We start from the raw sequence: 18090 nt of genomic DNA, 5'->3' as shown, positions 1-18090 counted from the left end.
CTTATACGCGTTCAATAATCAGCGCGATCCCCTGGCCTACGCCGATACACATGGTGCAGAGCGCATAGCGCCCGCCGGTACGACGCAGTTGGTAGGCGGCTGTCATCGCCAGTCGCCCGCCCGACGCCCCCAGCGGATGGCCCAGCGCAATCGCCCCACCGTGCGGGTTGACGTGCGCGGCATCGTCCGGCAGCCCTAAATCACGCAGCACCGCCAGCGCCTGCGCCGCGAAGGCTTCATTCAACTCGATAACATCCATTTGCGCCAGCGTTAACCCGGTTTGCGCCAGGACTTTACGCACCGCCGGTGCCGGGCCAAAGCCCATGATGCGCGGTGCCACCCCGGCGGTGGCGATACCCACCACACGCGCCAGCGGTTGAAGATCGTTCTGCGTCATCGCCAGTTCACTGGCCAGCAGCAGTGCGCAGGCACCGTCGTTAACGCCGGAGGCATTGCCCGCCGTAACGGTGGCATCCGGGCGCACCACGCCTCTCAATTTTGCCAGCGCCTCAAGCGAGGTGCTGCGCGGGTGCTCATCCTGAGTGAAAATTAGCGGCTCGCCTTTGCGCTGCGGGATGTGCACCGGGATTAATTCATCGTTAAACACGCCGTTGGCCTGTGCCAGCGCGGTACGCTGCTGGCTGCGCAGGGCAAACGCGTCCTGATCCGTGCGCGCAATGGCAAAATCGGTCGCCACGTTCTCCGCCGTTTCCGGCATTGAGTCCACGCCGTAGCGCGCTTTCATCTGGCTATTAATAAAGCGCCAGCCGATGGTGGTATCTTCCATTTTCATGCTGCGGCTGTAGGCACTTTCCGCTTTACCCATCACAAACGGCGCGCGCGACATGCTCTCTACGCCGCCTGCGATCATCAACTGCGTTTCGCCGCTTTTAATCGCCCGCGCCGCCACGCCGATGGCGTCCAGGCTGGAGCCGCAAAGACGGTTAATGGTGGTGCCCGGCACCGTTTCCGGCAGCCCGGCCAACAGCAGCGCCATACGCGCGACATTACGATTATCCTCACCCGCCTGGTTGGCGCAGCCATAAATCACGTCGTCGATACGAGCCGGATCAAGCCCCGGGTTTCGTTCGATGAGGGCCTTCAACGGCAGCGCCGCCAGGTCGTCCGCGCGGACGCTTGCCAGAGTACCACCAAAACGACCGAACGGAGTGCGGACCGCGTCGCAGATAAATGCTTGATTCATCATTGTTCCTTAAGCGATTTCCGCTACGGCATTATAGGAAAGCGTTACCGGGGTCATTCGCTGCAGTTCTTCAAAAGAGAGACCGTTAAAGATTTCGCGCACCACTGGACCGCTGGCGGTAATGTCGATCACTGCCAGGTCGGTATAGATACGGCTAACGCAGCCTACGCCGGTCAGCGGATAGGTGCAGTGTTCAACCAACTTGCACTCGCCGTCGCGCGTGAGGTGGTCCATCATCACGAAGACCTGACGCGCGCCAACGGCTAAATCCATCGCGCCGCCGACTGCAGGAATCGAGTCCGGCGCGCCGGTGCTCCAGTTGGCGAGGTCGCCAGAGGCGGAAACCTGATAGGCACCCAGTACGCAGATATCGAGGTGGCCGCCGCGCATCATGGCGAACGAGTCGCCGTGATGGAAGTAGCAGCCGCCCTGCAGTAAGGTGACGAACTCTTTACCCGCGTTAATCAATTCCGGGTCTTCTTCCCCCGGTGCGGGCTTCGGGCCCATGCCCAGCAGGCCGTTTTCGCTGTGCAGGAAGACTTCTTTATCCGTCGGCAGGTAGTTGGCGATGCGCGTCGGCAGACCGATACCTAAATTGACGTAGGCCCCTTCCGGGATATCCTGCGCCACACGTTTAGCCATATCGTCACGAGAGAGTTTTTGCATCATGGGCTCCTTAGGCGCGCAGTGCCTGGACGTTGAGATTTTCCAGCGAGAAAACGCGCTGCACAAAAATACCTGGCGTGACGACGTTTTCCGGGTCCAGTTCTCCCAGCGCCACTAAATTAGTCACTTCGGCAATCGTTGTTTTTGCCGCAGTCGCCATGATCGGCCCAAAGTTACGCGCCGCTTTGCGATACACCAGGTTGCCCCAGCGATCGCCCTGATGGGCTTTAATCAGCGCAAAATCTGCTTTAATCGGGTATTCCAGCACATAGTGGCGACCGTCGATTTCCCGCGTCTCTTTGCCTTCCGCTAGCGGTGTGCCGTAGCCCGTCGGGGTGAAAATTGCCCCAAGCCCGGCGCCAGCGGCCTGAATGCGCGCCGCCAGGTTGCCCTGCGGTACCAGCTCAAGCTCCACTTTGCCGCGGCGATAGAGGTCATCAAAAATCTGCGAATCGACCTGGCGTGGGAATGAACAGATCATCTTACGCACGCGTCCGGCTTTCAGCAGCGCCGCGAGGCCAATCTCACCGTTACCGGCGTTATTGTTGATGATGGTCAGGTCGCGTGCGCCCTGCTCAATCAGCGCATCAATCAACTGCGTCGGCTGCCCGGCAGGCCCAAAGCCGCCAATCATTATCGTCGCCCCGTCGTGGATACCCGCAACGGCATCAGTCAGCGTCGACACACTTTTATCGATCATCAGGTTGCTCCTTGATGTGCGGTTATCGCACTTATATTCGTTGTTCGCACAAAATGTGACCCGCTTAACGATGCTGGTCAAGGGCGATAATCGAAATATGGTGCGATTATCGAACATCGTGTATGTTTAGCTGAAGAATGTGATCGGCGGCATAAACGGAGAGAAAAAGTGGAGAAACATCCAGACGATATTTTGACGGGCGACAGCGACCCGTTTAAAGGTGACCCGAACTTTATGGCTTCGCTGGCGCGCGGGCTGGAGGTGATTCAGGCCTTCACGCCGCAGCGTCGGGTGCTGTCGATTTCACAAATTAGCCAGAAGACGGGTATTCCACGTGCAGCGGTGCGCCGCTGCTTGTATACGCTGGGCAAGCTCGGGTTTGTCTATGCGGAAGACGGCAAAAACTTTCAGCTGCGTCCGCGGATTTTATCCCTCGGCCACGCGTGGTTAGCCTCAACGCCGCTGGCGCGTTCGGCACAGCCGGTGCTGCGGCATTTAAGTGAAATGCTCAATGAGTCCTGTTCGATAGCGACCCTTGACGGCGATGATATTCTGTATATCGCGCGGGCCTCCAGCTCACGCATTATGACTATCGATCTCGATATCGGTAGCCGCCTGCCCGCGTGGTCAACCTCGATGGGGCGTGTTCTGCTGAGCTATCAGCCGGAAGAGAAACTTAACGATATGCTGGCGCGCATCACCATGATTCGCTATACCCCGCAGACCATTTCATCCGTTGCCAAACTGCGTAGCGAGCTGAAAGCCGTTCGTCAGCAAGGATATGCGTTAAACGACCAGGAGTTAGAAATGGGCCTGCGTTCGCTGGCGGTGCCGCTGTTTAATCCGCAAGGGCACGTGGAAGCGGCGCTGAACGTCGGCGTACATGCCGGGCAGGTTTCCGCCGCTGAGCTGTTAGAGCGGGTGTTGCCGGAGTTGCAAAAAGCGGCTTCTGAGCTGAGTTTGCTGCTGCGCTAGCGGCTGCGTTTGGCGTGGCGCTCCCAGTTTTCCTGTTTTGCCGCTTCCGACTTTCGCAGTGCAACGTAGCACGCCCCGCTGCCGCCATGATGCGGTAGCGCGCTGCAAAACGCCTGTACCTCGTCGAATTCGGTCAGCCAGCGTGCCAGGTAGCTGCGAATGATATTGGCGTGGGAGTTATCTTCTTTGCCTTTGCCATGAATAATCAGCACGTTGCGCAGATTCTCTTTTTGCGCCTGGTGGATAAAGGCAAACAGGCTCTGCCGACATTTTTCGACCGGCTGATGCAGCAGATTCAGACTGGCCTGCTGGCTATATTTGCCTAGCCGAAGCTTATCCAGTACGCCGGTTTGCAGCCCTTCGCGTTTAAACTCCAGCGGCGTGGCAAGCGGGACGATATCCAGAAAACCGGTAGTGAGAAAATTATCCAGCTGCAGCGTGTCTATCTGCTGTCGAGCGCGCGTATTACGGGCCGGCTGCCAGTGAACATCATGGCACTGCTTCAGCGGCTGGACATCCTCCATGGCGTCAAGAAACAGCGATTTGTCGTCAAGATTCATGAGTCGTCCCCCTTCATTACGTCTGGCGCATACTATAGCGGGGTCGCCGGGCAGGCTCAATGCGTTGTCGGCACATTGTCTGCTTTCTCATCACTCAAATATTTTCATTCGCAACCCATTATTTATTTGAATAAATTAATGCGTGCTTAAACATTGTATATTGAAAATTAATTTTTGCGGCGCATTGCCAATACGTGAAATAAATCACCAAGAATTATCTGGAAAATTAACGCGAACCCGTTATAAATAGTAATACCCGCTGTTCGGAGCAAAAGTGGGCGACAGTACGGATACAATTGTGTGGTTGCTGCGGGGTCTGGCGATGTCGACAGGCCCCGATTTTTATTCCGCGCACCTATAAAAACCAGCATTGGCTATGATTATCAATGCATTACTTATAACCCTCGGTCATAATGTTATATTATCGCGCGCTCCCATTTTTATTTATCTCTCTATTTATCCACGCTCTCCCGCTAGAAAATAAACAATCCTCTTAATTTATGGGGTTACACATCTGAGGTATAGAGAAGGTTCGCATTCACATGGTATGGTGGAGTATAGGAATAATTCACTTCAATGAGAGCGTACTGATGCTGACTTTGCTCGAAGATAAAATTGCTACACCGGTTGGGCCGTTGTGGATCCTTTGTGACGAAAATTTTCACCTGCGGGCGATTGAGTGGGAAGAACATAGCGATCGCATGGAGCAGTTGCTGGACATTCACTACCGTCAACAGGGCTATACCAGAGTGGCTTCACGTAACCCAGGCGGGCTCAGCCAGAAACTTGCAGACTATTTTGAGGGTGATCTTGCCATTATTGACACATTACCAACGGCCACTGGCGGCACGGATTTCCAGCGTGAAGTGTGGCAGACCTTACGCACTATCCCCTGCGGGCAGGTCATGCACTACGGTCAGCTTGCCGAACAGCTCGGTCGCCCCGGTGCAGCACGGGCGGTGGGCGCCGCCAATGGTTCTAACCCCGTCAGCATTGTCGTGCCCTGCCATCGGGTGATTGGCCGCAACGGCACCATGACCGGCTATGCGGGCGGCGTACAGCGCAAAGAGTGGCTTCTGCGCCATGAAGGTTACCTGCTACTTTGATTTTCTGTGCCTTATAGCCGGGATGTTTGCCTCCCCTTTCACAATCGCACCGAAAAATTATTGATGTATATCAATAATATAAACCACTACAGGAACTATCCCTTTTTAATATTGGGTGAATCCCTACGCCGAGACTTACCTGCTCCATAAAAAGATGTTAAAATTGACTAATATCAATTACGGCTTGAGCAGACCTATGATCCCGGAAAAGAGAATTATACGACGCATTCAGTCTGGCGGTTGCGCTATCCATTGTCAGGATTGCAGCATCAGCCAGCTTTGCATCCCGTTCACTCTTAATGAGCATGAGCTTGATCAGCTGGATAATATTATCGAGCGCAAAAAGCCCATCCAGAAAGGGCAAACCCTCTTCAAGGCCGGTGATGAACTGAAGTCTCTGTACGCCATTCGCTCCGGTACTATCAAGAGCTATACCATCACCGAACAGGGTGATGAGCAGATTACGGGCTTCCATCTGGCCGGTGATTTAGTAGGCTTTGATGCCATCGGGACAGGTCATCACCCTAGCTTTGCTCAGGCGCTGGAAACCTCAATGGTTTGTGAGATCCCGTTCGAAACGCTGGATGATTTGTCCGGTAAGATGCCGAACCTGCGCCAGCAGATGATGCGTCTGATGAGCGGTGAGATCAAAGGCGATCAGGACATGATCCTGCTGCTGTCGAAGAAAAACGCGGAAGAGCGTCTGGCTGCCTTTATCTACAACCTGTCACGCCGTTTCGCGCAGCGCGGTTTCTCTCCTCGTGAGTTCCGCCTGACCATGACCCGAGGCGATATCGGTAACTACCTCGGTCTGACGGTAGAAACCATCAGCCGTTTGCTGGGTCGTTTCCAGAAAAGCGGCATGCTGGCGGTAAAAGGCAAATACATCACCATCGAAAACAGCGACGCGCTGGCGGTGCTGGCGGGTCATACTCGTAACGTTGCCTGATAGGTTCTGCACTTATTTGCCTGAAAACCCCGAATCTTCGGGGTTTTTTATTTTGTCTATGAGACAAAACTGACCCGTTTTCCCTCCACCCAGTCACGCTTAGCGTTAGCCTTTCTGCACATCAAATTTATCCTGTTTATTGATCTGGCAAAGGTTATCCCCTGTTTCATTCTCCATATATGAGTTATCTTTTACTTACAAACTGTGGTTACAGCTGTAAGGAGACCTGTATGGCCAAGTATCAAAATATGCTCGTTGCTATCGATCCTAACCAGGACGATCAGCCTGCGCTGCGCCGTGCCGTTTATCTGCATCAACGGATTGGCGGTCGCATCAAAGCCTTTTTGCCTATCTATGATTTCTCTTATGAAATGACCACCCTTTTGTCTCCTGACGAGCGCACCGCAATGCGCCAGGGCGTAATTAGCCAGCGAACCGCATGGATCCGCGAGCAGGCGAAATTCTACCTGGAAGCAGGCGTTCCGCTGGAGATTAAAGTGGTGTGGCACAATCGTCCATTTGAGGCGATTATCCAGGAGGTCATCAGCGGCGGTCACGACCTGCTGCTGAAAATGGCGCACCAGCACGACAAGCTTGAGTCGGTTATTTTTACCCCTACCGACTGGCACCTGCTGCGTAAATGCCCTTGCCCGGTCTGGATGGTGAAAGATCAGCCCTGGCCGGAAGGCGGTAAAGCGCTGGTGGCCGTCAACCTCGCCAGCGAAGAGGAGTATCACAACGCGCTGAACGAGAAACTGGTAAAAGAGACAATAGAACTGGCAGAGCAGGTCAACCATACCGAAGTGCACCTGATTGGCGCCTATCCTGTTACCCCTATCAATATTGCCATCGAACTGCCTGATTTTGACCCAAGCGTATATAACGATGCCATTCGCGGGCAGCACCTGCTGGCGATGAAATCACTGCGTCAGAAATTCGGCATTGATGAGAAGTTCACCCACGTAGAGAAAGGGTTGCCTGAAGAGGTTATCCCAGACTTAGCCGCGCATCTGGATGCCGGTATCGTGGTGCTGGGCACGGTTGGCCGTACCGGTATTTCGGCGGCGTTCCTCGGTAATACCGCGGAACAGGTCATTGACCATCTGCGCTGCGATCTGCTGGCGATTAAGCCGAACGATTACCAGACGCCGGTGGAGATGGATGACGAAGAGGACGATTAACGCTCCTGATGATGGTAATAAAAAAACCGGCGCAAGCCGGTTTTTTTCTGTCTGGAGTAGATTCCCCGGCGTCACGTTGCTCGGCCGGGCTACAAACGACACACCTATCAGTGGAGCCCTAGTCGCCAGGCAAAATCGATCTCTTCTTTAAGCTCAATCGCGGAAAGCGACATCAGGTCGGCAAATTCCAGCTCAAGCTGCTTAACGCGTTTCAGATATTGTGCGGGGGTTAACGGCGTGGTTTCACGGCGGAGATATTCGATGGCCAGTTGTGCAGGCGATAACAAGGTATCCATAATTTCCTCATAGGTGTGGACGACGTTGAGTAGTATAACACCGATGAGCGCGCAATTTTTGACCAAAAGCAATCAAGCCACAAATAAAAAACCGCCGGTCAGGCTGACGCGGCGGCTTATCATTCACATTATCTATCAGAGCGCTTTCAGAATCGCGTCCACGCTGGCTTTGGCATCGCCAAACAGCATAGAGGTATTCTCTTTAAAGAACAGGGGGTTCTGCACGCCTGCGTAGCCGGTGTTCATTGAGCGTTTGAAGACGATAACGTTCTGCGCCTTCCACACTTCCAGAACCGGCATCCCAGCGATTGGGCTCTTCGGATCGTCCTGCGCAGCCGGGTTAACGGTATCGTTCGCGCCGATAACCAGCACGGTATCGGTATCGGAGAAGTCGTCGTTAATCTCGTCCATTTCCAGCACGATGTCGTAAGGCACCTTCGCTTCCGCCAGCAGCACGTTCATGTGACCCGGCAGACGCCCGGCAACCGGGTGAATACCGAAACGCACCTTAATGCCGCGCGCGCGCAGCTTATCGGTAATTTCAGCCACCGGGTACTGCGCCTGCGCCACCGCCATGCCGTAGCCTGGGGTGATGATCACCGTATGGGAGTTTTTCAGCATTTCAGCCGTCTCTTCCGCGGTGATTTCGCGGTGCTCGCCCACTTCTTCGTCGCTACCGGTAGAGGAACCATCGGTACCAAAACCACCGGCGATAACGCTGAAGAACGAACGGTTCATCGCTTTACACATGATGTACGACAGGATGGCACCAGAAGAACCCACCAGCGCGCCGGTGACGATCAGCAGGTCGTTGCTGAGCATAAAGCCCGCCGCCGCCGCCGCCCAACCGGAGTAGGAGTTCAGCATGGAGACCACTACCGGCATATCCGCACCGCCGATGGATGCCACCAGATGCCAGCCGAAGGCCAGCGCGATAACGGTCATCACCAGCAGGCACAGCACCTGGGTGCCGACGCTATCGGTACGCACGAAGGCCACCAGCAGCAGGAAGGAGACCACCAGCGCCGCCAGGTTCAGCTTATGACGGTTTGGCAGCATCAGCGGCTTAGAAGACATTTTGCCGCACAGCTTGCCGAACGCCACGATAGAACCGGTAAAGGTTACTGCACCGATGAAGATGCCGAGGAACACTTCGGTCAGGTGAATATTGACCAGAATCTGCTCCATGCCGGTTTCGTGCTGCAGATAGCTGTTAAAGCCAACCAGCACCGCCGCCAGACCAACGAAGCTGTGCAGAACCGCCACCAGCTCCGGCATTTCGGTCATTTCAACTTTCTTCGCCAGGCGAATACCAATCGCGCCGCCGATAATCATCGCCAGCAGAATCCACGCTACGTTGCTGGTATCCGGCCCGAAGATGTTCGCAATCAGGGCGATAGCCATCCCGGCAATACCGTAGTAGTTGCCCTGCTGGGACGTTTCGTGTTTTGACAGCCCTGCCAGGCTAAAAATAAACAGGATCGCGGCAACAATGTATGCAGCTGTAACTAATCCTCCAGACATTTGTTAACCCCTTATCCTTTGCGGAACATTTTCAGCATGCGCTGAGTGACGGTGAAACCACCAAAAATATTAATGCTGGCGATCAATACCGCGATAAAACTCAGGAAGCTGACCCAGCCACCATGGCCAATCTGCAGCAGCGCGCCCACCACGATAATGCCGGAGATGGCATTCGTGACCGACATCAGCGGCGTGTGCAAGGCATGAGAAACGTTCCACACTACGTAGTAACCCACTACGCAGGACAGCGCAAACACCGTAAAGTGGCCGAGGAACTCTTTCGGCGCGACGTTCGCCAGCCAACCGAACAGAATAATCACCAGCGCCATCAGCGCATACTTGCGCCACGGCGAAGCCGGTTTCGGCGCTTCTTTCGGCTCTTCAACCGTTTTCTTCGCCGCCTGAGGCTGAGCAGAAACCTGAATCGGAGGCGCCGGCCAGGTGACTTCGCCTTCGCGGATCACGGTCACACCGCGAATCACGACGTCGTCAAAGTCGATAGTGACGTTGCCGTCTTTCTCTTTGCACAGCAGCTTCAGCAGGTTAACGAGGTTAGTGCCGTAAAGCTGGGAGGATTGGGTCGGCAGACGACCCGCAAGGTCGGTGTAGCCAATCACCTTCACGCCGTTTGGCGTGGTGACGATTTGGTTTGCCACGGTGTATTCGCAGTTACCGCCGTTTTGCGCCGCCAGGTCAACAATCACACTGCCTGGGGTCATGGAATCAACCATTTCGCGGGTGATCAGCTTCGGCGCCGGTTTACCTGGAATGAGCGCCGTAGTCACAATGATGTCGACCTCTTTTGCCTGCGCGGCAAACAGCGCCATTTCCGCCGCGATAAACGCTTCGGACATCACTTTCGCGTAGCCATCACCGCTGCCGGCTTCTTCTTTAAAGTCCAGCTCAAGGAACTCGGCGCCCATACTCTGCACCTGTTCTTTCACTTCTGGACGCGTATCGAAGGCTCGCACAATTGCGCCGAGGCTGTTTGCTGCACCGATCGCCGCAAGGCCTGCGACACCAGCACCAATCACCATCACTTTCGCCGGAGGCACTTTCCCTGCCGCAGTGATTTGACCGGTAAAGAAGCGACCAAACTCGTGCGCCGCTTCAACAATCGCACGGTAACCGGCGATGTTAGCCATCGAACTTAAGGCATCAAGCGACTGCGCGCGGGAAATGCGCGGCACGGAGTCCATCGCCATCACGTTGATATTGCGGGCGGCCAGTTTCTCCATCAGCTCGGCGTTTTGCGCGGGCCAGATAAAGCTAATCAGCGTAGTGCCTGAGTTCAGCAGCGCAATCTCTTCGTCCAGCGGTGCGTTAACCTTGAGGATAACATCGGACTGCCAGACCGCATCGCCAGAGACAATTTCGGCTCCGGCCTGAACAAACGCGTCATCATCAAAACTTGCCAGTTTTCCTGCACCACTTTCAATTGCCACGCTGAAACCGAGCTTAAGCAGCTGCTCCACCGTCTTCGGCGTTGCTGCGACTCGCGTTTCCTGGGCCCACCTCTCTTTTGGTACACCAATACGCATAACTATTCCCTTACATCGGTTCTAATTTGATGGTTTGCCATTTTGTCAGTATGTTGCGGATGACCCGTCAGCGAACAAACAGGCGAGCAACCTGAGTAAATAAAACAGTAACAAACTGTCTATAACCTACTGAAAATCCCGATTGTGATCTAGCTCCGAAAAACACTATTTTTGCATTAAATGCCAAATACCGAGTGGTGACGGTTACAAACAGCGATATTTACCCCCGATTGACTAAGCGAGCCTAATAAATCGCTTCATCGAGGAGTGAAAACATGATTATTCGCGGGCGGGATATACCAGTTAACATTCCATTAACTTAAAAAAGTCATATGGTTGACCGGTTTTTCTGGTCAAGAGCCCGTTTTTTCAACATATCAGGAAAAGTTATCCAAAACCGTCATCGGCTTCGCATCTGAAGTTAAAAATGACGCAGACAGTAGAGTCATTTCAATGCCATAATCAGGCGTTTCCCGTTTACACCATTTCCCGAATTTGGTTTGCGCAAGGCGAAGGATTATTTTTATGAAGCTTAAGAACACCCTCCTCGTGTCCGCCATGCTGACTGCCGCGGCCATGTCCGCTCAAGCAGCAACAGAGCTGACCCCGGAGCAAGCGTCCGCACTGAAGCCCTATGACCGTGTCGTGATTACCGGCCGTTTTAACGCCATTGGCGATGCCGTTCAGGCGGTATCCCGTAAAGCGGACAAAGACGGCGCAGCCTCCTTTTACGTTGTCGACACTTCTGATTTCGGCAACAGCGGGAACTGGCGCGTAACGGCTGATTTCTACAAAGCCGATGCAACAAAAGCAGATGCACCGAAAAACCGCGTGATCAACGGCATCGTTGAGCTGCCAAAAGATCAGGCCGTTGAGCTGGTGCCATATGACACCGTCACCGTGCAAGGCTTCTACCGCAGCCAGCCAGAAGTGAACGACGCCATTACCAAAGCGGCGAAGGCTAAAGGTGCGGCATCATTCTTTATCGTTCGTCAGGTTGATGCGAACGACGGTGGCAACCAGCGCGTCACCGCGTACATCTATAAGGCCGATGCAGAAAAACGCGTTCTGCAGAGCCCAGATGCGATTCCAGCCGACTCCGACGCTGGCCGTAAGGCGCTGGCGGAAGGTGGCGAAGCCGCCAAACAGGTTGAAATCCCAGGCGTTGCGACGACTGCAGCCGTAGGCGCAGGCACTGGCGTAGGTCGCTTCTTCGAAACGCAGTCCTCTAAAGGCGGACGTTACAGTGTCACGCTGCCGGACGGCACCAAAGTTGAAGAGCTGAACAAAGTGGCTGCCGCGCAGATGGTTCCGTTCGACAGCGTTAAGTTCACCGGTAACTACGGCAACATGACCGAGGTTTCCTACCAGGTCGCGAAGCGCGCCGCGAAGAAAGGTGCGAAGTACTACCACATTACCCGTCAGTGGCAGGAGCGTGGCGGCAACGTCACCATCAGCGCCGACCTGTACAAGTAATCTCATAAAAGCCGGTGAATTTATCACCGGCTTTTTTCTCATCACGATCCTTTCTTCACGTATAGTCCCCTTTTTTAAACCACCGGCCCATCACGCCATACGTTTTTATCTTTCTGCACCCGATACCATGACTTTTTAGGACATACATTGTTGCATGTATGCACCGCACTCCGTAAAATCGCCGCCTCAGCGCAATCCTCCATTTTTATGCGATTTCGCCAAATAAATATTCTTGTTCTTCTTCTTCCGCGACAGGATTCACATGGAAAAGAAATTAGGGCTTAGTGCCCTGACAGCGCTGGTACTGAGCTCAATGCTCGGAGCGGGCGTTTTTAGTCTGCCGCAGAATATGGCGGAAGTCTCCAGCCCTGCTGCTCTGCTTATCGGCTGGGCCATCACCGGCGTCGGCATTCTATTCCTCGCCGTGGCGATGCTGGTGTTGACCCGCATTCGTCCGGACCTCGACGGCGGCATCTTTACCTACGCGCGCGAAGGCTTCGGCGAACTGGTTGGCTTCTGCTCCGCCTGGGGCTATTGGCTGTGCGCGGTCATCGCCAACGTCTCCTATCTGGTTATCGTCTTCTCGGCGCTAAGCTTCTTTACCGATACGCCGGAGATGCGCCTGTTTGGTGACGGCAATACCTGGCACTCCGTCGTCGGCGCGTCAGTACTGCTGTGGATCGTCCATTTTCTGGTCCTGCGCGGTGTGCAGACTGCCGCCAGCATCAACCTGGTGGCAACGCTGGCAAAACTGGTGCCGCTCGGGCTGTTTATCGTGCTGGCCGCCCTTGCCTTCAACAGCGACCTGTTTACTCTTGATTTCCAAGGCATCGATTTAGGTGTGCCGGTCTGGGAACAGGTGAAAAACACCATGCTGATTACCCTGTGGGTGTTTATCGGCGTGGAAGGCGCAGTGGTGGTGTCCGCGCGTGCGCGTAATAAAAAGGACGTCGGGCGCGCTACGTTACTGGCCGTTATCTCTGCGCTGGGCGTTTATCTGCTGGTGACGCTGCTATCAATGGGCGTTGTCGCACGCCCTGAGCTTGCTGAAATGCGTAACCCGTCGATGGCAGGCTTGATGGTTCGCATGATGGGCTCATGGGGTGAAGTTGTGATTGCTGCTGGGCTGATTGTTTCGGTCTGCGGGGCTTACCTGAGCTGGACGATTATGGCAGCGGAAGTGCCGCTGCTGGCCGCTACGCACAAGGCATTTCCGCGTATTTTTGCTCGTCAGAACGCGAATAATGCGCCGTCCGCTTCGCTTTGGCTGACCAACCTCAGCGTGCAGGCAAGCCTGGTGCTGATCTGGCTGACGGGATCAGACTACAATACGCTGCTGACCATCGCATCCGAAATGATCCTCGTGCCTTACTTCCTGGTCGGCGCGTTCCTGCTTAAAATTGCGAATCGTCCGTTACACAAGCTTATTGGTGTCGGCGCCTGTGTTTATGGCTTATGGTTATTGTATGCTTCTGGCCCCATGCACCTGCTGCTGTCGGTCGTACTCTATGCGCCAGGGCTACTGGTCTTTATTTATGCGCGCCGCACCCATGTCGATAACGTCATATTGAAGCGTCGCGAGTTGGCATTAATTGGTTTACTTCTGGTTGCCGCCGTACCGGCAACGTGGATGTTGGTGGGGTGACGCGCGTGATCCCATCGTCTTTAATTTAAGGAGAGTACGATGGGAAACATGTTATCACGCCCGATTCTGATTACCGGTGGAGGCCGCCGCATTGGCCTCGCCCTTGCCCACCATTTTCTCACCCAGCAGCAGCCGGTTATTCTAAGCTACCGTACTCACTACCCGGCTATCGACGTTATGCAGCAGGCTGGCGCGGTCTGCATTCAGGCTGACTTCTCTACCGACGAGGGAATTTATACCTTCGCGGATGCGGTAAGAACCCACTGCTCCAGCCTGCGCGCGGTTATCCATAATGCCAGCGGCTGGCAGGCGGAGAGCCCTGGCGCATCCCTCAGCCATGTATTGAACGCGATGATGCAAATTCACGTCCACGCGCCCTATCTGCTTAACCATGCGCTGGAAGATATGCTGCGCGGCCACGGGCACGCCGAAGGCGATATTATTCACTTCACCGATTATGTGGTGGAGCGCGGCAGCGATAAGCACATCGCCTATGCCGCCAGTAAAGCGGCGCTGGATAACATGACCCGTTCTTTCGCCCGCAAGCTAGCACCGGAAGTTAAGGTGAACGCGATTGCACCTGCACTGGTATTGTTTAACGAAGATGATGACGCAGAGTATCGCCAGAAAGCACTCAATAAGTCGCTGATGAAGATTGCCGCCGGGGAGAAAGAGATTATCGATCTCGTCGAGTATATCCTCGGCAGCTGCTACGTGACCGGGCGTACCTTTGCCGTCGACGGCGGTCGCCCGCTGGTCTAGCGCTTAGTGAAAACGTACCCACAAAAAGATGAGCAACCAGGCGCTGACGCCCCAGCAGGCCACCGCGCCTGCTAGCGCCAGCGGCAGGCGCATCATGCCGGTGAGATACCATAGCGACAACAGGTAGAGAAAGTACGGGATAATCGACCACATACCGAACACGATGGTCGTTCGCAGTGCTTCAGTGCCTCGCTCGCTGGCAACAATATAATGTGCGATCAGCGCAAAAGTGGGAAACAGCGGGATCAGCCCCGCAATCGCATAGTTTTTAGTTTTCGCTAAAATCCCGATCAGGACAACCACCAGCGCCCCAAGCAGCGCCTTAATTAACAATCCCATTGCATTATTTACCGATAAACAACATGTTGCCTGAGCATAACGGAAGTCTGCTCATAGATAAAAGGTTAATACAGCACGGGAATTGAGAAAGCAGAGGTGGCAGGCGATGGGCGCTCAGTGTATCGTAGCGTTTTTTCCGTCAGTGCGTAGAGTAATGAATAAGATCGTTTATGTTGAGGATGATCCGGATGTTGGGGCGCTGATCGCCGCTTATCTCGGAAAGCATGATATGGATGTGGTGGTCGAGCCACGTGGCGATAACGCCGAAGCGACGATCGCCCGCGAGAACCCAGACCTGGTGCTGCTGGACATTATGCTGCCGGGTAAAGACGGCATGACGCTGTGTCGTGACCTGCGCGGCCAATGGACCGGGCCGATTGTGCTGCTGACCTCGCTCGATAGCGATATGAACCATATCCTGTCCCTGGAAATGGGCGCCAACGATTATATTCTCAAAACTACACCGCCTGCCGTCCTGCTGGCTCGTCTGCGTCTGCATTTACGCCAGCGCCCAGCCACCAGCAACAGTATTGTACAGGCCCAGTCAACGTTGACGCCGCACAAAGCGATTCGCTTCGGTACCCTTTCCATCGACCCGGTCAACCGTCAGGTGCTGCTGAGCGGCGAGAATATCGCGCTGTCGACGGCGGATTTCGATCTGCTGTGGGAACTGGCGACGCACGCCGGGCAAATAATGGATCGCGATGCACTGCTGAAAAACCTGCGCGGCGTAACCTACGACGGTATGGACCGCAGTGTAGACGTGGCGATTTCACGCCTGCGTAAGAAACTGCTCGATAGCGCCACCGAGCCTTACCGCATTAAAACCGTACGCAATAAAGGCTATCTGTTTGCGCCGCACGCCTGGGAATAACACTCACCCCAACAGCATAATATGCTGACCGTAAAACTATAACCCTCGAGAGGCGGCGCACCATCCCTCTCAAAAACAGCGTGTTTATGCTGCCAGTAGCGTACTAAACGCGCTACTGGCGATATTATCTATAATTCCGTTCGCTATTGCGTCAGCTCGGCCATCGTCACACCTCGCGCAAAGCCCGCTTCAAGCAGCCCCAACGTCACGTTGAAGATAGCTTCAGCGCTCAACCCCTCGCCCAGCGGAAAACTCAGTACCGCATCTCGAACGATCGTCATGCTCAGCCCCAGATCGGCCCCGGATCGAATCGTTGAGTTAACGCAGAAACCGGCCACTGCGCCAATCACCGTTAATTCGTTAATATTCTCGCGCTGTAGCCACTGGTAGAGATCGGTCGAACTAAACGCCGACGAGGTTCGTTTGATAAAGACCTTTTCTTCGCCCTGCTCCTCAAATCCTTCGACCGGTGGAAAATGCGGGGAATTTTTTTGCAAGTCGGAACCGGGTTCGATTGTTTCATGGCGTACATGAAGCACGGTTTTCCCGGCAGCCCTGAAAGAAGCCAGAATCGTTTTCATATTCTCGATGCTCGCGGCGGGAAAATACTCCATGCCACGCGCGATTCTATCGCTGACAAACCGTTGCATATCAATAACCAGTAAAGCCTGCATAACGCCCCCGACAGTTCAGTAAAAAGACAAATTACGAGAATCATGGTGCGAAAACAAGCCGCTAAATATTGTTCAGCGCTCCCCATCGGCCAAACGCATAAAGTCACACTTTTTGCATGCCATATCAGAATCTTTCTCTCTATAATGCGCTACGGCACTATTATCCATCCGGGATAATAGGTTAATTAATTGAAAACAACTCTTTCCGGCATTTCAGGTGCTGAATGGGGCAAGAGGCTTAAAGATGTTCATTACACTCGCGTATATTGCGCTTTTTTTGATCTGCTCATGGGGCATTTTCGAAATAGATAAGCGCAGTTCATCGCTTTCCCGCTCTGTCTTCGCGGCTATTTTTATCGGCGCGCTCATCGGGCTTTCTCTCCACTTTATCGCCAGCGATAGCAGAACCACCGTTATTGATTGGTACAGCGTCATTGGTAACGGCTACGTTAATTTATTAAAACTGGTCGCCATTCCGCTAATCTTTATTTCCATTCTCTCAGCGATTAATAAGCTCGAAAATAATGCGGGGATCGGCAAAATGTCGCTGACCATCGTCGCCTGTATGCTGATTCTGGTGATGATCGCCGGATTAGTGGGTCTGACGATGGCGCATACCCTGGGGCTGAGCGCCAGCACCTTTGGGCAGATGCAGTCCACACTGACCGCTGATGATGTGTCCAAAACCGCCTCCGTTTCACTGCCGCAGCTCATCACCTCCTTGATTCCCACCAATCTATTCCTCGACCTGACCGGCGCCAGAAGCGTTTCGGTGATCGGGATTGTGATATTTACGCTGCTGGCGGGTATCGCGCTGCTGAAAGTGAAAAAAGAGGCCCCGGAAGAAGGCGCGAAATTAAGCGCTGGCATTAACGCCATTCAAATTTGGGTCATGAAGATGGTACGCATCGTTATTACCCTCACCCCTTACGGGGTGCTGGCATTAATGGCGAAAGTCTTTTCCACCTATCAGCTCGCACAATTTACCAGCCTGCTCGGCTTTATTGTCGCCTGCTACCTGGCGGTGGCGATGATGTTTGTCGTGCACGCCATTTTGCTGGTACTGAGCGGACATAACCCGCTGCGCTATTACAAAACCGTGTGGCCGGTGTTGACCTTTGCCTTTGTTTCCCGCAGCAGCGCGGCGGCTATTCCGCTGGCGATTACCGCGCAGGAGAAATTTGGTGTACCGAGCACCATTGCCAATATCGCTGCCTCGTTTGGCTCCAGCATGGGGCAAAACGGTTGTGCCGGGATTTATCCGGCCATTATGGTGGCGATGATTGCGCCAACAATGGGCATCGACCCGTTCTCCGTGCATTTCCTGGTGACGCTGCTACCTGCCATCGCGCTGGGCTCCGTCGGCGTGGCGGGTGTGGGCGGCGGCGGAACCTTTGCCGCACTGATTGTGCTTTCCACCCTAAATTTTCCGGTGGCGCTGGTCGGGATCTTTATTGCGATTGAGCCTATTGTGGATATGGCGCGTACCGCACTGAACGTGAATGGCTCGATGATGTCCGGCGTGATTGCCAGCCGGATATTGACCAAGGATGAGACGGCGCAAGAAACAGAAGCGTCGCTGAATTGATAGCACGCGCCTCGGTGCCCTGAACGCCGA

General features: G+C 54.3%; 18 protein-coding genes. 9 read left to right on the top strand and 9 right to left on the bottom strand.

Annotated elements, in window-relative coordinates; genetic code table 11:
- Position 1: 1 nt before the first annotated feature.
- From pcaF to FHC49_RS13330, 3 genes are read right to left on the bottom strand one after another with little or no spacing between them, the layout of a single operon-like run.
- The gene (gene pcaF / locus FHC49_RS13340; protein WP_185666369.1) at positions 2–1204 is read right to left on the bottom strand and encodes a 3-oxoadipyl-CoA thiolase; all 1203 of its coding nucleotides are present in this window, start codon (positions 1202–1204) and stop codon (positions 2–4) included.
- A gap of 9 nt (positions 1205–1213) precedes the next feature.
- Complete coding sequence (locus FHC49_RS13335; RefSeq protein WP_185666368.1) at positions 1214–1870, bottom strand: 3-oxoacid CoA-transferase subunit B; 657 nt, start codon at positions 1868–1870, stop codon at positions 1214–1216.
- A gap of 10 nt (positions 1871–1880) precedes the next feature.
- On the bottom strand, positions 1881–2570 hold the full coding sequence (locus FHC49_RS13330) for a 3-oxoacid CoA-transferase subunit A (protein ID WP_185666216.1): 690 nt from the start codon (positions 2568–2570) through the stop codon (positions 1881–1883).
- A 168-nt stretch (positions 2571–2738) separates the two neighbouring features.
- On the opposite strand from FHC49_RS13330, the gene FHC49_RS13325 reads away from it, so the two are divergent.
- Complete coding sequence (locus FHC49_RS13325) at positions 2739–3545, top strand: IclR family transcriptional regulator C-terminal domain-containing protein (protein ID WP_220440008.1); 807 nt, start codon at positions 2739–2741, stop codon at positions 3543–3545.
- Here FHC49_RS13325 and smrA read toward each other — a convergent pair.
- Positions 3542–4105, bottom strand: coding sequence for a DNA endonuclease SmrA (smrA, locus tag FHC49_RS13320; RefSeq protein WP_185666214.1), 564 nt, complete (start codon positions 4103–4105; stop codon positions 3542–3544). The two genes, FHC49_RS13325 and smrA, sit on opposite strands and share 4 nt — an antisense overlap.
- Positions 4106–4695: 590 nt before the next feature.
- Here smrA and ogt point away from each other — a divergent pair.
- The 3 genes from ogt (at position 4696) to uspE (ending at position 7341) form a co-directional block, all read left to right on the top strand.
- Complete coding sequence (gene ogt / locus FHC49_RS13315; protein ID WP_220440007.1) at positions 4696–5211, top strand: methylated-DNA--[protein]-cysteine S-methyltransferase; 516 nt, start codon at positions 4696–4698, stop codon at positions 5209–5211.
- A gap of 196 nt (positions 5212–5407) precedes the next feature.
- Positions 5408–6160, top strand: coding sequence for a fumarate/nitrate reduction transcriptional regulator Fnr (gene fnr, locus FHC49_RS13310; protein ID WP_015964308.1), 753 nt, complete (start codon positions 5408–5410; stop codon positions 6158–6160).
- A 230-nt stretch (positions 6161–6390) separates the two neighbouring features.
- Positions 6391–7341: a universal stress protein UspE gene (gene uspE / locus FHC49_RS13305; RefSeq protein ID WP_185666212.1), complete on the top strand. Its 951-nt coding sequence runs from the start codon at positions 6391–6393 to the stop codon at positions 7339–7341.
- A gap of 107 nt (positions 7342–7448) precedes the next feature.
- Here the strand turns inward: uspE and FHC49_RS13300 are convergent, their stop codons facing one another.
- The 3 genes from FHC49_RS13300 to pntA all read right to left on the bottom strand — a co-directional run bounded on the left by FHC49_RS13300 (position 7449) and on the right by pntA (position 10702).
- Entirely contained in the window at positions 7449–7637 is a 189-nt protein-coding gene (locus FHC49_RS13300) for a YdiH family protein (RefSeq protein ID WP_035895467.1), read from the bottom strand.
- A 135-nt stretch (positions 7638–7772) separates the two neighbouring features.
- Positions 7773–9161, bottom strand: coding sequence for a Re/Si-specific NAD(P)(+) transhydrogenase subunit beta (gene pntB, locus FHC49_RS13295; protein ID WP_220440006.1), 1389 nt, complete (start codon positions 9159–9161; stop codon positions 7773–7775).
- 11 nt (positions 9162–9172) lie between these two features.
- Positions 9173–10702: a Re/Si-specific NAD(P)(+) transhydrogenase subunit alpha gene (gene pntA / locus FHC49_RS13290; protein ID WP_220440005.1), complete on the bottom strand. Its 1530-nt coding sequence runs from the start codon at positions 10700–10702 to the stop codon at positions 9173–9175.
- 525 nt (positions 10703–11227) lie between these two features.
- Between pntA and ydgH the strand changes: the two genes are divergently transcribed.
- From ydgH to folM, 3 genes are all read left to right on the top strand, one after another.
- A complete protein-coding gene (gene ydgH, locus FHC49_RS13285; RefSeq protein ID WP_220440004.1) occupies positions 11228–12178 on the top strand; it encodes a DUF1471 family protein YdgH in 951 nt (316 codons plus the stop codon).
- Between the two features lie 262 nt (positions 12179–12440).
- A complete protein-coding gene (locus FHC49_RS13280; protein WP_220440003.1) occupies positions 12441–13823 on the top strand; it encodes an amino acid permease in 1383 nt (460 codons plus the stop codon).
- A gap of 39 nt (positions 13824–13862) precedes the next feature.
- On the top strand, positions 13863–14585 hold the full coding sequence (folM, locus tag FHC49_RS13275; RefSeq protein ID WP_220440002.1) for a dihydromonapterin reductase: 723 nt from the start codon (positions 13863–13865) through the stop codon (positions 14583–14585).
- 3 nt (positions 14586–14588) lie between these two features.
- On the opposite strand, the gene FHC49_RS13270 is transcribed toward folM, so the two are convergent.
- On the bottom strand, positions 14589–14924 hold the full coding sequence (locus tag FHC49_RS13270) for a GlpM family protein (protein WP_220440001.1): 336 nt from the start codon (positions 14922–14924) through the stop codon (positions 14589–14591).
- 154 nt (positions 14925–15078) lie between these two features.
- On the opposite strand from FHC49_RS13270, the gene rstA reads away from it, so the two are divergent.
- The gene (gene rstA / locus FHC49_RS13265; protein WP_220440000.1) at positions 15079–15798 is read left to right on the top strand and encodes a two-component system response regulator RstA; all 720 of its coding nucleotides are present in this window, start codon (positions 15079–15081) and stop codon (positions 15796–15798) included.
- Between the two features lie 143 nt (positions 15799–15941).
- Here the strand turns inward: rstA and FHC49_RS13260 are convergent, their stop codons facing one another.
- Positions 15942–16472, bottom strand: a complete 531-nt coding sequence (locus FHC49_RS13260) for an isochorismatase family protein (RefSeq protein WP_220439999.1) — start codon at positions 16470–16472, stop codon at positions 15942–15944.
- Positions 16473–16716: 244 nt separating this feature from the next.
- On the opposite strand from FHC49_RS13260, the gene FHC49_RS13255 reads away from it, so the two are divergent.
- The gene (locus tag FHC49_RS13255; protein ID WP_220439998.1) at positions 16717–18060 is read left to right on the top strand and encodes a cation:dicarboxylate symporter family transporter; all 1344 of its coding nucleotides are present in this window, start codon (positions 16717–16719) and stop codon (positions 18058–18060) included.
- Positions 18061–18090: the final 30 nt, after the last annotated feature.

Source organism: Kluyvera sp. EC_51 (assembly GCF_019584505.1).
GTDB lineage: Bacteria > Pseudomonadota > Gammaproteobacteria > Enterobacterales > Enterobacteriaceae > Kluyvera > Kluyvera sichuanensis.
This window is presented reverse-complemented; position numbering and strand designations above follow the sequence as displayed.

Coding starts and splice junctions, on each gene's coding strand:
- pcaF (WP_185666369.1), bottom strand. CDS start 1,204: ATGAATCAAGCATTTATCTGCGACGCGGTCCGCACTCCGTTCGGTCGT.
- FHC49_RS13335 (WP_185666368.1), bottom strand. CDS start 1,870: ATGCAAAAACTCTCTCGTGACGATATGGCTAAACGTGTGGCGCAGGAT.
- FHC49_RS13330 (WP_185666216.1), bottom strand. CDS start 2,570: ATGATCGATAAAAGTGTGTCGACGCTGACTGATGCCGTTGCGGGTATC.
- smrA (WP_185666214.1), bottom strand. CDS start 4,105: ATGAATCTTGACGACAAATCGCTGTTTCTTGACGCCATGGAGGATGTC.
- ogt (WP_220440007.1), top strand. CDS start 4,696: ATGCTGACTTTGCTCGAAGATAAAATTGCTACACCGGTTGGGCCGTTG.
- fnr (WP_015964308.1), top strand. CDS start 5,408: ATGATCCCGGAAAAGAGAATTATACGACGCATTCAGTCTGGCGGTTGC.
- uspE (WP_185666212.1), top strand. CDS start 6,391: ATGGCCAAGTATCAAAATATGCTCGTTGCTATCGATCCTAACCAGGAC.
- FHC49_RS13300 (WP_035895467.1), bottom strand. CDS start 7,637: ATGGATACCTTGTTATCGCCTGCACAACTGGCCATCGAATATCTCCGC.
- pntB (WP_220440006.1), bottom strand. CDS start 9,161: ATGTCTGGAGGATTAGTTACAGCTGCATACATTGTTGCCGCGATCCTG.
- pntA (WP_220440005.1), bottom strand. CDS start 10,702: ATGCGTATTGGTGTACCAAAAGAGAGGTGGGCCCAGGAAACGCGAGTC.
- ydgH (WP_220440004.1), top strand. CDS start 11,228: ATGAAGCTTAAGAACACCCTCCTCGTGTCCGCCATGCTGACTGCCGCG.
- FHC49_RS13280 (WP_220440003.1), top strand. CDS start 12,441: ATGGAAAAGAAATTAGGGCTTAGTGCCCTGACAGCGCTGGTACTGAGC.
- folM (WP_220440002.1), top strand. CDS start 13,863: ATGGGAAACATGTTATCACGCCCGATTCTGATTACCGGTGGAGGCCGC.
- FHC49_RS13270 (WP_220440001.1), bottom strand. CDS start 14,924: ATGGGATTGTTAATTAAGGCGCTGCTTGGGGCGCTGGTGGTTGTCCTG.
- rstA (WP_220440000.1), top strand. CDS start 15,079: ATGAATAAGATCGTTTATGTTGAGGATGATCCGGATGTTGGGGCGCTG.
- FHC49_RS13260 (WP_220439999.1), bottom strand. CDS start 16,472: ATGCAGGCTTTACTGGTTATTGATATGCAACGGTTTGTCAGCGATAGA.
- FHC49_RS13255 (WP_220439998.1), top strand. CDS start 16,717: ATGTTCATTACACTCGCGTATATTGCGCTTTTTTTGATCTGCTCATGG.